This is a genomic window from Klebsiella sp. 10 (assembly GCF_018223925.1).
Classification (GTDB): domain Bacteria; phylum Pseudomonadota; class Gammaproteobacteria; order Enterobacterales; family Enterobacteriaceae; genus Klebsiella; species Klebsiella pneumoniae.
Genome location: NZ_JAGRRB010000005.1, coordinates 65863 through 81541, shown reverse-complemented (window position 1 = coordinate 81541; position 15679 = coordinate 65863). Strand labels below are relative to the sequence as shown.

Sequence of the window (15679 nt, the reverse complement as noted above, 5' to 3'; positions counted from 1 at the left end):
TTTCAGACTCTTGTGCCGGGCCAGCCGTTATTGTGCAACCGCTTCCAGTTCGATTAAGGCGAGATCTTTTTTGCGTAATACCAGACTGACGCGTCGGGTTTCAATATGAACAGGATCGCCGAGCGGCGCCACGCGAACCACATGAAAAGAGGAACCGGGCAGCATGCCGAGGGAGAGCAGTTTCTGACGGTATGCTGGGCTAATATCGCGAGAAAAACCGGTAATTTTCCACGCACTATCAGGTGTGAATTGCATAGGGCCTACTTGTCTATCGCTAACCGAAGAAGAATTTTCCGGACGCCTGGAGGCAGTTGCGCCGGGGACCGTAGCCAACGAAAAAAGAAAAAACGTTCTGTAATCGATGATAATGAGAATGGTTTTTATCATCAATACATATGATGCGCTGCAGGCTATTTTTAAAGTGAAAATCACCTTTTTATTGATATGCCGCAAAGTCAGCCTGTAATCAAAAATGCGCGAAATATTATTTCGACGATCTAATGTTTAATTAAGGTTTCTGAAGTTAACGAAATGAAAATATTAATTTCGCTGCCTTTCAGGCATGGAATAAAAGCAGGTTATCAGAAACAACTGAACCTGTTTTGCGCGTGATGGCGATGGCCTGGTCATGAAAAAAAACTGCCCCTGAAAAAGGGGCAGGGAGAGTTTAGCGTTTTTTACCCATCGCTGCGGCGAGGGCATCCATCATCGCGCTGTTGCCGGCAGGCTGCGCCTCGCGACCGCGGGGTTTGGCGGCTTTCGCAGCCGGGCGATTTCCCTGCGGGCGCTCCTGACCACCGCCGCGGCGGGCGTTGCTGTCGCCCGGCTGCTCGTCGAGACGCATGGTCAGGGCGATACGCTTACGCGGCAGATCGACTTCCATCACTTTGACCTTGACGATGTCGCCCGCTTTCACCACGGTGTGCGGATCCTCAACAAACCGGTCAGAAAGCGACGAAATGTGTACCAGTCCGTCCTGATGAACGCCGATATCAACAAACGCGCCGAAGTTGGTGACGTTGGTGACGGCACCTTCCAGAATCATTCCCGGCAGCAGGTCATTCATGGTCTCCACACCATCGGCGAACTTCGCGGTCTTAAACTCCGGACGCGGATCGCGGCCCGGTTTTTCCAGCTCTTTGATAATGTCGGTGACCGTCGGGACGCCAAACTTCTCATCGGTGAAGTCCACTGCCTTCAGGTGGCGCAGCGCACTGCTATTGCCCATCAGATCTTTTAGCGCCTGCTGGGTGGCGGCCAGAATACGTTCGACCACCGGGTAAGCTTCCGGGTGAACGGTGGAGGCATCCAGCGGGTTGTCGCCGTGGTTGATACGCAGGAAGCCCGCGCACTGTTCAAAGGCTTTCGGCCCCAGACGGCTGACTTTCAGCAGCTGCTGGCGGTTCTGGAACTGACCATTCTCGTCGCGCCAGGCGACGATGTTCTGCGCCATCATGCGGGTCAGGCCGGCGACGCGGGTCAGCAGCGGAACGGAGGCGGTGTTCAGGTCAACGCCGACGGCGTTCACACAGTCTTCCACCACCGCGTCCAGCTTACGCGCCAGCTGGGTCTGGCTGACGTCGTGCTGATACTGGCCGACGCCAATGGATTTCGGGTCGATTTTCACCAGCTCGGCCAGGGGATCCTGCAGACGGCGGGCGATGGAGACCGCGCCGCGCAGCGACACGTCGAGGTCCGGAAACTCCTGCGCCGCCAGCTCGGAGGCGGAGTAAACGGAAGCCCCGGCTTCGCTGACGATCACCTTCTGGGCGGTGACCTTCGGGAACTGTTTCTGCACGTCGAGGAAGAAACGCTCGGTTTCACGCGAGGCGGTACCGTTGCCGATGGCCACCAGCTCAACGTTGTACTTCTCACACAGCGCGGCGACGGCGACGGCCGCTTTGGCGGCCTGGCCGGTGTGGGGATAGATGGTATCGGTAGCGACCAGTTTACCGGTGGCGTCGACGACGGCCACTTTCACCCCGGTGCGCAGGCCCGGATCGAGTCCCATGGTGGCGCGCAGCCCGGCGGGCGCGGCCATCAGCAGATCGTGCAGGTTGCGGGCGAAGACGTTGATTGCCTCGTCCTCCGCGCGTTCGCGCACGGTGCCCATCAGCTCGGTTTCGAGATGCATCAGGACTTTGATCCGCCAGGTCCAGCTGACGACGCCTTTACGCCAGCTGTCCGCCGGGGCGTTATTCAGGCGCAGGCCCAGGTGGTCGATAATAATTTGCTCGCCGTGGCTCTCTTTCGGCGGCTCGTCAAACTGCGGGTCAGCGTTTAAAGAGAGCTGCAGGACGCCTTCGTTGCGACCGCGGAACATCGCCAGCGCGCGATGCGACGGCACGGTGGCGATCGGTTCATGGTGATCGAAGTAGTCGCGGAATTTAGCGCCTTCCTCTTCTTTACCGCTGACGACGGTGGAGACCAGGTGGGCGTTTTTCCACAGATAGTCACGGACCTTCGCCAGCAGCGCGGCGTCTTCGGCAAACCGCTCCATCAGAATATAGCGCGCGCCGTCCAGGGCCGCTTTGCTGTCGGCTACGCCCTTATCGGCATCAATATATTTTGCGGCCTCCGCTTCCGGATCGTGGGCCGGTTCGTTCCACAGCAGGTCAGCCAGCGGTTCGAGCCCGGCTTCGATAGCGATCTGCCCGCGTGTACGGCGCTTCGGCTTGTAGGGCAGGTAGAGATCTTCCAGTTCGGTTTTGCTGAGCGTGGTGTTGATGGCTTTTTCCAGCGCGTCGGTCAGTTTGCCCTGTTCAGCGATGGATTTGAGGATCGCCTGACGACGGTCTTCGAGTTCGCGCAGATAGCCGAGGCGAGTTTCCAGATTACGCAGCTGCGTGTCATCCAGACCGCCGGTGACTTCTTTACGATAACGTGCAATAAACGGCACGGTGTTCCCTTCATCAAGCAGGCGAACGGCAGCTTCTACCTGTTCGGCTCTGGCCTGAAGTTCACCCGCAATAATGCGGCAGAGCGAATCATTCATCATGGCTTTTAATTCATCTTTAGGGTCAAAAAACAGGGACTAGTTATACGGACTGACGGCTAAAAATACCAGCCGCGCCGGGCGTCTCTCGGAAAGTTCTTGTCTATTTAACGTATTCGATCTCGTTGACATACCAGCTGGCTTCGCCCGCCGGCGTGTTGACGATGGCCAGATCGCCAACCTCTTTTTTTAACAGTGCGCGCGCCATCGGCGAGTCGATGGAGATATAGTCTTTGCGGCCAAAAATTTCATCGTAACCGACGATGCGAAAGCGCTTGATATCGCCTTCATCGTTTTCAATCTCTACCCAGGCGCCGAAGAAGACTTTACCTTCCTGTTGCGGCGAGTAATCGACGATTTTCAACTGTTCCAGACATTTGGTCAGATAGCGGACCCGGCGATCGATCTCCCGCAGGCGCTTTTTGTTGTACTGGTAGTCCGCGTTCTCGCTGCGGTCGCCGAGGCTGGCGGCCCAGGTCACCTTTTTGGTCACTTCCGGACGCTCCTGGCGCCACAGGTAGTCCATCTCCTGCTTCAGTTTTTCATATCCCTCGCGGGTGATCAGCGGCGTTTTCATCGTGAGTTCAACCTTCTGACTGTCTGTCGTTGCGCACAATTTGTAGCGCGTAATAATACCGACAGGATAAATACTGTGTCTTATGATTAAATGTATACTTAACCTGCTGTTAAATATGCTTTGTAACAATTTAGCCTGGAATATATACCAGATTTAGCTGGTGAGCGCGCCGGGCTTTTTTGAGAATACGCACTGACTATTGCAGTGAACCTTTGGGAGTACAAACAATGCAAGAGAATTATAAGATTCTGGTTGTGGATGACGACATGCGCCTGCGTGCGCTGCTCGAGCGTTATCTGACCGAGCAGGGCTTCCAGGTTCGTAGCGTGGCGAACGCCGAACAGATGGATCGTCTGTTAACCCGTGAATCCTTCCACCTGATGGTGCTGGATCTGATGCTGCCGGGCGAAGATGGTCTATCTATCTGCCGTCGTCTGCGCAGCCAGAGTAACCCGATGCCGATCATTATGGTGACGGCGAAAGGCGAAGAGGTCGATCGGATCGTGGGTCTGGAGATCGGTGCTGACGACTATATTCCGAAGCCGTTTAACCCGCGCGAACTGCTGGCCCGCATCCGGGCGGTGCTGCGCCGCCAGGCGAACGAGCTGCCGGGCGCGCCGTCGCAGGAAGAGGCGGTTATCGCCTTTGGTAAATTCAAACTGAATTTAGGCACCCGCGAGATGTTCCGTGAAGACGAGCCGATGCCGTTGACCAGCGGCGAATTCGCGGTCCTGAAGGCGCTGGTGAGCCATCCCCGTGAGCCGCTGTCGCGCGATAAGCTGATGAACCTCGCCCGCGGCCGCGAATACTCTGCGATGGAGCGCTCCATCGACGTACAGATCTCCCGCCTGCGCCGCATGGTGGAAGAGGACCCGGCGCATCCGCGCTACATCCAGACCGTCTGGGGTCTGGGCTACGTCTTCGTCCCGGACGGTTCTAAGGCATGAAACGCGTGCGCTTTTCGCCGCGCAGCTCCTTTGCTCGCACACTGCTCCTGATCGTCACCTTGCTGTTCGTCAGCCTGGTGACGACCTATCTGGTGGTACTGAATTTCGCGATCCTGCCGAGTCTCCAGCAGTTTAATAAAGTGTTAGCCTACGAAGTGCGTATGCTGATGACCGACAAACTGCAGCTGGAGGATGGCACCCAGCTGGTGGTGCCCCCGGCGTTTCGTCGTGAAATTTATCGCGAGCTGGGGATTTCGCTCTATTCCAATGAAGCGGCGGAAGACGCAGGCCTGCGCTGGGCGCAGCATTATGAATTCTTAAGTCAGCAGATGGCCCATCAGCTTGGTGGCCCCACAGAGGTGCGGGTAGAGGTCAATAAAAGCTCCCCTGTGGTGTGGCTGAAGACCTGGCTGTCGCCCAATATCTGGGTGCGGGTGCCGCTGACCGAGATCCATCAGGGCGACTTCTCGCCGCTGTTCCGCTATACCCTGGCGATCATGCTGCTGGCGATAGGCGGCGCCTGGCTGTTTATTCGTATTCAGAACCGCCCGTTGGTGGATCTGGAGCACGCGGCGCTGCAGGTCGGGCGCGGCATTATTCCGCCGCCGCTGCGCGAGTATGGCGCCTCCGAAGTGCGTTCGGTGACGCGCGCCTTTAACCATATGGCGGCGGGCGTGAAGCAGCTGGCTGATGACCGTACGCTGCTGATGGCCGGGGTCAGTCATGATTTACGAACCCCGCTGACCCGCATTCGTCTGGCCACCGAGATGATGGGCGAGCAGGACGGCTATCTCGCGGAGTCGATCAACAAAGATATTGAAGAGTGCAACGCCATCATCGAGCAGTTTATCGACTATCTGCGCACCGGGCAGGAGATGCCGATGGAGCTGGCGGATCTGAATGCGGTGCTGGGGGAAGTGATCGCTGCGGAGAGTGGCTATGAGCGGGAAATCGCCACCGCCCTGCAGGCCGGCGAGATTCCGGTACGTATGCACCCGCTGTCTATCAAGCGCGCGCTGGCGAATATGGTGGTCAACGCGGCCCGCTATGGCAATGGCTGGATCAAGGTCAGCAGCGGCAGCGAAGCGAGCCGGGCCTGGTTCCAGGTAGAAGATGATGGACCGGGGATTAAACCTGAGCAGCGGGAGCACCTGTTTCAGCCGTTTGTACGCGGCGACAGCGCCCGCAGCACCAGCGGCACCGGGCTGGGGTTGGCGATTGTTCAGCGTATTATCGACAATCACAACGGCCGGCTGGAGATTGGCTCCAGCGAACGCGGCGGGTTACTGATCCGCGCCTGGCTGCCGGTGCACCGGATGCTGGCGCCGATGAAACCCGCCAGGGAGAGCTGATCGCGCCCGCGGTTAGCTGCTCAGGATGTTGCACAATAAAAAGCCGGGCAAGCCCGGCTTTTTCACCTTTGCGCCCGTTAGCGCTGCGGTCCTGCCGCCACCAGCGCGGCGCCCGCTGGCGTATCGGTATACTTCTCAAAATTCTCAATAAACAGCTTCGCCAGCTGGTCGGCTTTTTCCTGCCACTGCTCCGGGGAACCATAGGTGCTGCGCGGATCGAGGATGTGGGTATCCACGCCCGGGAGCGCCGTCGGGATCTGCAGGTTAAACATCGGCAGGGTAAAGGTCTCCGCGTTGTCCAGCGAGCCATTGAGGATGGCGTCGATGATCGCGCGGGTATCTTTAATCGAGATGCGCTTGCCGGTGCCGTTCCAGCCGGTATTGACCAGATAAGCCTGTGCGCCAGCCGCCTGCATGCGTTTGACCAGCACTTCGGCGTACTGCGTCGGGTGCAGCGACAGGAAGGCGGCGCCGAAGCAGGCGGAGAAGGTTGGCGTGGGTTCGGTTACGCCGCGCTCGGTGCCGGCCAGTTTGGCGGTAAACCCGGACAGGAAATGGTACTGCGTCTGGTCGGCGGTCAGGCGGGAGACCGGCGGCAGGACGCCGAACGCATCGGCCGTCAGGAAGATCACTTTGGTAGCGTGACCCGCTTTAGACACCGGCTTAACAATGTTGTCGATGTGGTCGATGGGGTAGGAGACGCGGGTATTTTCGGTCTTTGAACCGTCATCGAAATCGACCGTGCCGTCGGCGCGTACCACCACGTTTTCCAGCAGGGCGTTGCGGCGGATGGCGTGATAGATATCCGGCTCGGCCGCTTCAGAGAGCTTGATGGTCTTGGCGTAGCAGCCCCCTTCGAAGTTAAACACGCCGTCGTCATCCCAGCCATGTTCGTCATCGCCAATCAGGCGGCGTTTCGGGTCGGTGGAGAGGGTGGTTTTGCCGGTGCCTGAGAGGCCGAAGAAAATGGCGACATCGCCTTTCTCGCCGACGTTGGCTGAGCAGTGCATGGAGGCGATGCCCTTCAGCGGCAGCAGGTAGTTCATGATCGAGAACATCCCTTTCTTCATCTCGCCGCCGTACCAGGTACCGCCGATCAGCTGAATGCGCTCGGTGAGGTTGAAGGCGACGAAGTTTTCCGAATTGAGGCCCTGCTCTTTCCACTGCGGATTGGTGCATTTCGCGCCGTTCATCACGATGAAGTCGGGCTCGAATTCAGCCAGCTCTTCATCGCTCGGACGGATGAACATGTTTTTAACGAAGTGCGCCTGCCAGGCCACTTCGGTAATGAAACGTACGCTGAGACGGGTATCGGCGTTGGCGCCGCAGAAAGCGTCGACGATAAACAGGCGTTTACCGGACAGTTGCTGGGTCACCAGCCCTTTCAGATGCTGCCAGGTTTCCTGCGAAAGCGGCTTGTTGTCGTTTTTACCTTTGCCTTTATCGGACCACCAGACGGTGTCGCGGGTGGTGTCGTCGCGCACGAGATACTTATCTTTCGGAGAACGACCGGTAAAAATGCCCGTGTCGACGGCGATAGCCCCCAGAGTGGTTAATACGCCACGTTCGTAGCCTTCCAGGTTCGGGTCGAGCTCTTCCTGAAACAACATGTCGTAGCTGGGGTTGTGGACGATATCCTGGACGTCATTGATACCATAAGCCTTGAGATCCTGCGGGGTTAAACCATGATTAACGCGCATGTCACTGCTCCTTAGCCAAGATGTACTGCTGTAAATTGTAGGGTTAATTGCCGGGTATTGACCGCGACCAGGCTCATAGATTTACGTATCTCGACATTCCTCAGAATGACGATAAAAACGGTGACTCCTGTCACGAAGTGGAGTGGATTATCTCAGGAAATGGGCGGATGGTGGGGGTAGATGTTTCTCAATGGTTAAAAAGTAATTAAAAAAACTGCCGAAATGTGAATGTAATCGCTTTCCTGAAATTAAATTACGTAACTCTTTCAGGGAAAATCGATTCAACTCGCGAATAAATTAAAAGTCAGGCACAACGCGACAAACAACATTGCCGCCCTGTGCCTGAGAAAGATGCGGGGATTAATGAACCTGCGGATCGGCCGGAGAGGCGTTATTACGGATCTCGGCGATGTCCATGGCATTGAAGATATAGTGGTTACCGCAGTAGTCGCAGTGCATGTCAATTTCGCCTTCGTCGGCGAGGATGCTATCAATCTCTTCATCCGGCAGCGTCTTCAGCGCGCCGGCACAGCGTTCGCGGGAGCAGGTGCACTTGAACTCCACGCTCTGCGGGTCGTAGACAGTGACTTCTTCTTCATGGTACAGACGCCACAGCACATCATTTGCCGGCAGGGTGAACAGCTCTTCCGCCTTAATGGTCTCGGTAAGCGTCGCCAGGTGCTCGAAGTCGGCAGTCTGGGCATCCTGCGCCGGCATCACCTGCAGCAGCATCCCGCCCGCCATCGGCTGGCCTTCATGATCGCCGGTGCGGATGATAAGGCGCGTCGGCAGCTGCTCTGAACGCTGGAAATAATCTTCCAGGCAGGCGGCCAGCGTATCGCCTTCCAGACCGACCACGCCCTGATAGCGCTCACCTTCTTCCGGAGAGATGGTAATGACCAGGTAGCCGTTGCCGACCATCGTTTTCAGATCCGCATCGTCCGCAATCTCGCCTTGCACGCGCGCGACGCCGCGCAGCTGCTGCTGGTTATTGCCGTTGATCACCGCCAGCTGTAAAGGGCCATCCCCCTGCAGCTGTACGGTAATGTCGCCGGCAAACTTCAGCGTCGCGGTCAGCAGACTGGTGGCGACCAACAGCTCCGCCAGCACCGTTTTGACCGGTTGGGGATAGGTGTGATTCGCCAGAATCTGTTCCAGGGTTTCCGACACCGTCACCAGCTCGCCGCGCACGGCATAGTTTTCAAACAGATAACGATGTAATTGATCGTGTTGAGTCATAATCATCTCTCTTTCTGGCGCGAGTTATTCACTCTCGCCGTGTTTAAATCTCATCAGGTCGCGGCGCTCTTTCTTGTCCGGACGTCTGTCAGGGTGCGGCATGGTCAGGGCGTTCATTTTGCGCGCCAGGGCCATTTTTTCACGCTTCTCGATACTCTCCGCCGTCTCTTCATACAGGTTGACGGCTTCGCTTGCCGGGCGGCGCTGTTCGGTAATACCGATAATGCGCACCGTCCGCTCGTCGTTGCCCTGGCGCAGCGTCAGAATGGCGTCGAGTTCGACGATTTTTCCGGGTTTGCTACGTTGTCCGTTGTAATGAACCTTGCCGCCTTCAATCATTTCCCGCGCCAGCGCGCGGGTTTTGTAAAAGCGGGCGGCCCAAAGCCATTTGTCCAGTCTGACGGTTTCGGTGGGCTTCTCTTTCATCGCCTCTCCTTCGGGGTAAGCGAAGGGATCAGTCGTCGGTAATCATTCAGCCCCGGATGGCGCAGATACTGCTTTTCCGCCAGTCCGGAGTCAGGATTGGTAATACCCAGGCAGTAACGAATGCCAAACTCCCTCGCGGCATCCAGTATCGCCTCGCTGTCGTCGACAAACAGCGTTTTGTGCGCCTCAAGGCCAGTTTCCTCCGCCACGGCGCGCCACAGACGCTGATCCTCTTTCGGATAACCAAATGTGTGGGTGGAAAGTAATAAATCAAGGTGCGCGTCCAGGCCGGTGTGTTTGAGCTTCACCGCCAGATTGTGGGGATGGGCATTGGTCAACAGAATGCGTCGCTTACCGCAGGCCTTGAGCGCATCAAGGAACGGCACGGTATCCTCGCGCAGCGTGGCGCGCGGACCTTGTTCGCTGGTCATCGCACAAATATCCAAACCCAGGCGCTCGCTCCAGTAATCCAGACAGTACCAGTTTAGCGTATGCTGCACGGCGTGATACTCCTGGCGCATGGCGTCTTTCGCCTCCTGCAAATTGAGGCCGCGGGCGGCCCCCCAGGTTTCAGGCACCAGCGTTTGCCAGAAGTAGTTGTCGAAGGCGAGGTCCAGGAGCGTGCCGTCCATATCCAGCAGAACGGTATCGACCTCCTGCCAGGCGATATCAAAGTGCATGATGACTCTCCAGCGAGCGGAAAATGGGCGACAGGGTATCACACCCTGTCGCCGGGAAAATTAATCTTGCGAGTCAGATGAGGGGAGCAAAACCGGATTAAGGCAGCTTTCGTAATATTTCTGAATCTCTTCCATACGCTGACGATGGCGTTGATAACGACGCAGGGCCTGCACGGCGTGGTAAGCCATGCACCCCACCATTGACAGCAGCAGCAGGGTGATGCCCAGATAACGCCACAGGCCGCTGCGGTCGGGGATGCGATGCAGGTTGATATGCTGCGTGCCGTTGGCGTCAGTAAACAGGTTGGTAACGATACCTTCGGCATGGAAGGGGGTATGCATGAGCATACCGGCCAGCCGCCGCAGTTCGCCCCACTGCTCATGGGCCGGATAATCATACAGACTCACCGCCGGCCACGGCTGATTGACCAGTACGCTGCCCTCATCGCTGGCGATAAGAAAACCGCCGGGAGCCGGGCTGTTCAGCGCCTGCGCGGCCCGTGAGGTTTCGCGTATCACAAAGGGCGCGGTTGAGGTGGTCACCAGATTCTCCAGCGACTCGGCGCTGACCGGCCGCAGCAGCACGTTCACGCCATCCAGCTTGCCGGCGGTGGCGCGCTTGGTTAACGTTTCCCAGTTACGGGTATTGCCAAGATTGACCAACGCATTCTTCAGCCGCAGGCAATCATCCTTTGCCGAGCAGAGATCGTTAGTTTTCTGCACGATATCGCCGAAATCATCCAGTAGCACCATGCCTGATTTCTGAATGGCGGAGCGTAGGGCAGGGCTGACGCGGGAATCATCGTCGGTTTCCGGGTGCAGCTGGCGCTGGACGGACTGCATCAGGGCGGTCGCTTTGCTGACAATGTCAGACTCCGGCAGCGGCAGAGGAGGGGCGTCGTTCCACACAATCTGTGAACAATCGAAAGGCAGGAACGGCGAATCCTCTTTGGCGGACCAACTGCCCGGTGTGCGGATATTACACATCCCGGTACCGGTCAGGCGCAGCGTATCGCCAATGCGCACATGGGCTTTTTCCAGCTGGCTGACGGTAGTGGCTTCAATCGTTTGCGCGCCCTTCAGCCACGACAGGGTGAACTTAAACGGCATATTCAACGGTACGCTGGCCCACAGCATAATCACCACCACCAGGGCGCCGGCGGCGATAATCGCGCTGCGTAGCCAGTACTGCAGCGGGAAGTTTTTCACTTCATCATGAAGCGACAGGTAGCGTCCCTGACGGGCCACGTGGCGGTTGAGATAGATATCAATATCGGTCTGCTGCCCCAGGTCCTGGGCAATCCAGGGTTGCCAGTGGCGCGGATAGATGAGATCGATAATGCCCAGCGAGATGTTATTGATTTGCTCCTGATCGTTTTCGCCAAACAATCCCCAGCGCTTAGGGACGCCCCGCAGGCAATGGATTTCGCGCAGCGCGGCGCGACGCGGCGGGGCATAAATCCCCCACAGTCCGGCGGCGAGCAGCAACAAACCTGCGGCGACCAGCCAGGGGGTAAAGACAGCTGGCCCAATCAGGCTGAAATAAAAGAACAGAAAGGAGGCGACGATCAGGATCGCTTCGCGCAGCCCGTCCGGGCGATTCAGAGCGTGTTCTTCAGGCGTTTCCCGACGGATCTGCCGCAACTCTACCTGCTCGCTCTCTTCGCCGCGAATGGAGGCCTGGGTGGCCGAAGCGCGTTCCAGGGCGTAGCTTTGCGCTTCCTGGCGATAGTCGCTCAGGCTATGACCGTTAAGGGTGATAACCAGCGGCAGGCTGTCGGTGGGGATCAGCTCGACGCTGTTTTCATCGTTGATATGCTGTTCCCAGAACGGCGGCAGATGAACTTCAACCGAATCGAGGAAATAGCGCCATTTATTCGGCGCGTCGGTGGTGATCCCGTAGCGGGTGATGGCGCGTGTCACCGCATAGACGGTATCACTCTGTTCGTTCAGCGCCAGAGCGACAGGCGCGCTGGTCGCACCGGACGCCGGCACCTGCTGGGCGTGGCTCAACTCGGCAACATACTTCTCAATAGCCTGGCGCTCATCCGCAGGAAGCTGCCGCGTGGTAGCGTCGCTAAAGGCGTGCAGTAGGGGGAGTCGGCGGCGTCTGGCGTGAGCGCGATACCACCATCCGATGAGCAATACGCAGATTAGCAGAGCTGTAAGGAATATCAGAAAGGTGCCCATGCCCATCCCATCAAAGTTATTTTTTTCTTACGAAATCGTCGGTGAACGTGAAGACTAACGTCAAGCTGCAGTGTTAGCGGCGCACCTGCTTACAGGGTAGTGAATATGTCATGCAGCAGCGCACAAGCTTACCAAAAACGTTAAAGCGCAGAAATCGGTAAATTCTCAAAGCGAATTCAAGCTATTGACTTTTTTATCTTTATTACTTTTCCCCCTGCAGGGAAAAGGTTACAACTCTGTAAATAAGTAGCAATTTGGATTGCCGAAAGCGTGTTGCGTATCGCACAATGACTGCTTAATCACAGCATAGACCGATGACAATGAGCAAATCATTACAAAAACCCACCATTCTCAATGTTGAAACTGTCGCCCGTTCGCGCCTCTTTAATGTCGAAAGCGTCGATCTGGAGTTCAGCAACGGTGTGCGTCGCGTTTATGAACGTATGCGGCCTTCCACCCGTGAAGCGGTGATGATTGTGCCGATTGTGGATGATCACATTATTTTGATTCGTGAGTATGCCGTGGGGACGGAGTCCTACGAGCTGGGCTTCTCCAAAGGGCTGATTGATCCAGGTGAAACCGTGGATGAAGCGGCCAATCGCGAGCTGAAAGAAGAGGTTGGCTATGGCGCCAATAAGCTGACGTTTTTGAAGAAGCTCAGTATGGCCCCCTCCTACTTCTCCAGCAAAATGAATATCATGGTGGCGGAAGATCTCTATCCGGAGTCACTGCCGGGCGATGAACCTGAGCCGCTACCGCAGGTGCGCTGGCCGCTGGCGCAGCTGATGTCGCTGCTGGATGAAGAAGATTTTAACGAGGCCCGTAACGTCAGCGCGCTGTTTTTAGTGCGGGAATGGCTGCAGGCCCAGGGCCGACTCTGAACGAGCGTCCACGCTAAGCAGCAATAAAAAAGCGCCCGCAGGCGCTTTTTTTGTCAGAACAATTCGTGGGTTTCACCGCCGCCGTCAGTCAGGGTGGTGCCCACCTCACGGACTGCCTGCTGGGTGGGCTGGGTTCCTTCAATAAAGTACTCCGCCCGGCTATTGCCCCCGTTCGCCAACTGACCAGTGCTGCGGTCGATATTCACCGTGACGATACCCGGCGGCGGAGTTAACGGTTCTTCCGGAACGCCTTCCAGCACGCTCTTCATAAAGCTGTCCCAGGCCGGCTGGGCGCTTTTGGCACCGCCTTCATAGCCAGAGATCTGATCTTTAATCGCTCCGGAGGCGGTGGTCCGGCCAAGATCGCGACGATGATCGTCAAAGCCGATCCAAACCGAGGTCACCACGCCCGGTCCGTAGCCTGAGAACCAGGCGTCCTTCGAGCTGTTGGTGGTCCCGGTTTTCCCACCGATGTCATGCCGCTGCAGATCGCGTCCGGCGCGCCAGCCGGTGCCCATCCAGCCCGGCTCGCCAAAGATGTTGCTGTTCAGCGCGCTCTTGATCAGGAAGGCCAGCGGTGTGTTAATCACATGCGGCGCGTATTCCTGTGCGCCGCTCTGCGCGACCAGCGACTGGTTGGCCTGCTCCAGCTGCGGCTGCGGCGGCACGTTGCCATTCTGCGGTTCCGCGGAGGTGGCGACATCTTCCACATCCTTGTTTTCCAGCACGTTGGATTTTGGCGTATCGCCGTAAATTACCGGTAAATCACACTGCGGACAGGCAATTTTCGGACGCTCCTCGAAGAGGACCCCGCCCTGATCGTTCTCAATCTTACTGATAAAGAAAGGATTGACCAGGAAGCCGCCGTTGGCCATCACCGAATAACCGCGAGCGACCTGCAGGGGCGTAAAGGAGGCTGAGCCCAGCGCCAACGATTCCGTGTGGACAATGTTCTGCGCCGGGAAGCCAAAGCGCTGCAGATACTCGGCGGCGTAGTCTACGCCCATGGCGCGCATAGCGCGCACCATCACCACGTTTTTCGACTGCCCCAGGCCCTGGCGTAAACGAATCGGACCGGCATACTGCGGCGGCGAGTTCTTCGGCCGCCAGTCGGAACCTGCGCCCGCATCCCAGCGCGAGATCGGCACATCGTTGAGCATACTTGCCAGCGTTAAGCCTTTATCCATCGCGGCGGTATAGAGGAACGGTTTAATGTTGGAGCCGACCTGGCGCAGCGCCTGGGTGGCGCGGTTGAATTTGCTCTGGTTAAAGTCAAACCCGCCGACAAGGGCAATAATCGCGCCGTTTTGCGGGTTAATGGAGACCAGCGCTGAGTTGACGTCCGGGAGCTGGGACAGCCACCAGCTGTCACCCACCTTGCGTACCCAGATCTGCTGCCCGGCCTGCACAACGTCGTTGACTTTACGCGGGGTCGCCCCTTGCTGCGTATCAGAGATAAAGCGACGGGCCCAGCGCACGCCCTCCATCGTCAGCGAAACGGAGTCGCCGTTAGCCAACAGCGCGACAGCCTCCTGGGCATTCGCGGAGGTGACCACCGCCGGGAAAAGCGGACCGTAGCCAGACTGACGCTTCAGCGAATCGACGATCTTCTTCGTCTCCCACGGCGTTTCACCGACTTTCCACAGTACGCTGGCCGGGCCGCGGTAGCCGTGACGCATATCGTAATCCAGCACGTTATTGCGTACCGCCTGCTGGGCCGCCTGCTGGTTTTTGCGGGTAATGGTGGTATAGACCCGATAACCGTCTTCGTAGGCCTGCTCGCCGTAGCGATTCACCATCTCCTGGCGCACCATTTCACTCAGGTAAGGGGCGGAGAAGGCGATTTTCGGCGCGTGATAGCTGGCGTCGATGGGTTCGCTGCGCGCCTCATCGTATTGCGCCTGGGTGATGTATCCTTCGCTCAGCATACGCGACAGCACCACGTTGCGACGGGCGGTCGCGCGATCCATCGAATAGAGCGGGTTAAAAGTGGAAGGCGCTTTCGGCAGACCGGCAATCACCGCCATCTCACTCAGGGTCAGCTGGTCGATAGGTTTGCCAAAATAGACCTGCGCCGCGGCGCCGACGCCATAGGCGCGGTAGCCGAGGTAGATCTTGTTCAGATACAGCTCAAGGATTTCATCTTTATTCAGCAACTGCTCGATGCGGATGGCCAGAAAGGCCTCTTTAATCTTACGCATCAACGTCTTCTCGGGGCTGAGAAAGAAGTTACGCGCTAACTGCTGGGTGATGGTGCTGGCGCCCTGGGAGGCGTGGCCTGAAAACATCGCCACGCTGGCGGCGCGGAAAATACCTACCGGATCGACGCCGTGGTGCTCATAGAAGCGGCTGTCTTCGGTGGCGATAAACGCTTTCACCAGCTCGGGGGGAATTTGCTGCAACGTCACAGGGATACGGCGCTTTTCGCCGTACTGCGCAATAAGCTCACCGTCGGCGCTATAGACCTGCATCGGGATCTGCAAACGCACATCCTTCAGGGTTGCGACGTCGGGGAGTTGCGGCTCTATGTATTTGTAGAGGCCAAAAATCGAGCCTGCTCCCAGCAGTACGCAACAGACTGCAAGGATCAATAGATACTTTACGAACTTCACCGGTGTTTTCCCATTTAGTTTTATTTGGGCAGTTTATAAACAAACGCGCGGTAGTATAAAGGCAAGCCAGGTGCATTGAT

Annotated in this window: 12 protein-coding genes; 3 read left to right on the top strand and 9 right to left on the bottom strand. The window is 57.4% G+C overall.

Annotated elements, in window-relative coordinates:
* Positions 1–27: 27 nt before the first annotated feature.
* The 3 genes from feoA to greB all read right to left on the bottom strand — a co-directional run bounded on the left by feoA (position 28) and on the right by greB (position 3572).
* Entirely contained in the window at positions 28–255 is a 228-nt protein-coding gene (feoA, locus tag KHQ26_RS06335; RefSeq protein WP_002920506.1) for a ferrous iron transporter A, read from the bottom strand.
* Between the two features lie 412 nt (positions 256–667).
* Positions 668–2998: a Tex family protein gene (locus tag KHQ26_RS06330; RefSeq protein ID WP_004150056.1), complete on the bottom strand. Its 2331-nt coding sequence runs from the start codon at positions 2996–2998 to the stop codon at positions 668–670.
* A gap of 100 nt (positions 2999–3098) precedes the next feature.
* Entirely contained in the window at positions 3099–3572 is a 474-nt protein-coding gene (gene greB / locus KHQ26_RS06325) for a transcription elongation factor GreB (RefSeq protein WP_002920503.1), read from the bottom strand.
* 227 nt (positions 3573–3799) lie between these two features.
* On the opposite strand from greB, the gene ompR reads away from it, so the two are divergent.
* Complete coding sequence (gene ompR / locus KHQ26_RS06320; RefSeq protein WP_001157751.1) at positions 3800–4519, top strand: two-component system response regulator OmpR; 720 nt, start codon at positions 3800–3802, stop codon at positions 4517–4519.
* Positions 4516–5871, top strand: coding sequence for a two-component system sensor histidine kinase EnvZ (gene envZ / locus KHQ26_RS06315; RefSeq protein ID WP_002920333.1), 1356 nt, complete (start codon positions 4516–4518; stop codon positions 5869–5871). The genes ompR and envZ overlap by 4 nt, the downstream gene beginning before the upstream one ends.
* A 77-nt stretch (positions 5872–5948) precedes the next feature.
* On the opposite strand, the gene pckA is transcribed toward envZ, so the two are convergent.
* The 5 genes from pckA to KHQ26_RS06290 all read right to left on the bottom strand — a co-directional run bounded on the left by pckA (position 5949) and on the right by KHQ26_RS06290 (position 12106).
* Positions 5949–7571: a phosphoenolpyruvate carboxykinase (ATP) gene (gene pckA / locus KHQ26_RS06310; protein ID WP_002920331.1), complete on the bottom strand. Its 1623-nt coding sequence runs from the start codon at positions 7569–7571 to the stop codon at positions 5949–5951.
* Positions 7572–7931: 360 nt separating this feature from the next.
* Positions 7932–8816, bottom strand: coding sequence for an Hsp33 family molecular chaperone HslO (gene hslO / locus KHQ26_RS06305; protein WP_004188324.1), 885 nt, complete (start codon positions 8814–8816; stop codon positions 7932–7934).
* 18 nt (positions 8817–8834) lie between these two features.
* Entirely contained in the window at positions 8835–9236 is a 402-nt protein-coding gene (gene hslR / locus KHQ26_RS06300; protein WP_004188326.1) for a ribosome-associated heat shock protein Hsp15, read from the bottom strand.
* Complete coding sequence (gene yrfG / locus KHQ26_RS06295; protein WP_004181456.1) at positions 9233–9916, bottom strand: GMP/IMP nucleotidase; 684 nt, start codon at positions 9914–9916, stop codon at positions 9233–9235. The genes hslR and yrfG overlap by 4 nt, the downstream gene beginning before the upstream one ends.
* Before the next feature lie 60 nt (positions 9917–9976).
* The gene (locus KHQ26_RS06290) at positions 9977–12106 is read right to left on the bottom strand and encodes an intracellular growth attenuator family protein (RefSeq protein WP_004174025.1); all 2130 of its coding nucleotides are present in this window, start codon (positions 12104–12106) and stop codon (positions 9977–9979) included.
* 320 nt (positions 12107–12426) lie between these two features.
* Between KHQ26_RS06290 and nudE the strand changes: the two genes are divergently transcribed.
* A complete protein-coding gene (gene nudE / locus KHQ26_RS06285) occupies positions 12427–12987 on the top strand; it encodes an ADP compounds hydrolase NudE (RefSeq protein WP_002920321.1) in 561 nt (186 codons plus the stop codon).
* Positions 12988–13040: 53 nt separating this feature from the next.
* Here nudE and mrcA read toward each other — a convergent pair whose 3' ends face one another.
* Positions 13041–15599: a peptidoglycan glycosyltransferase/peptidoglycan DD-transpeptidase MrcA gene (mrcA, locus tag KHQ26_RS06280; RefSeq protein ID WP_004185951.1), complete on the bottom strand. Its 2559-nt coding sequence runs from the start codon at positions 15597–15599 to the stop codon at positions 13041–13043.
* Positions 15600–15679 lie beyond the last annotated feature (80 nt).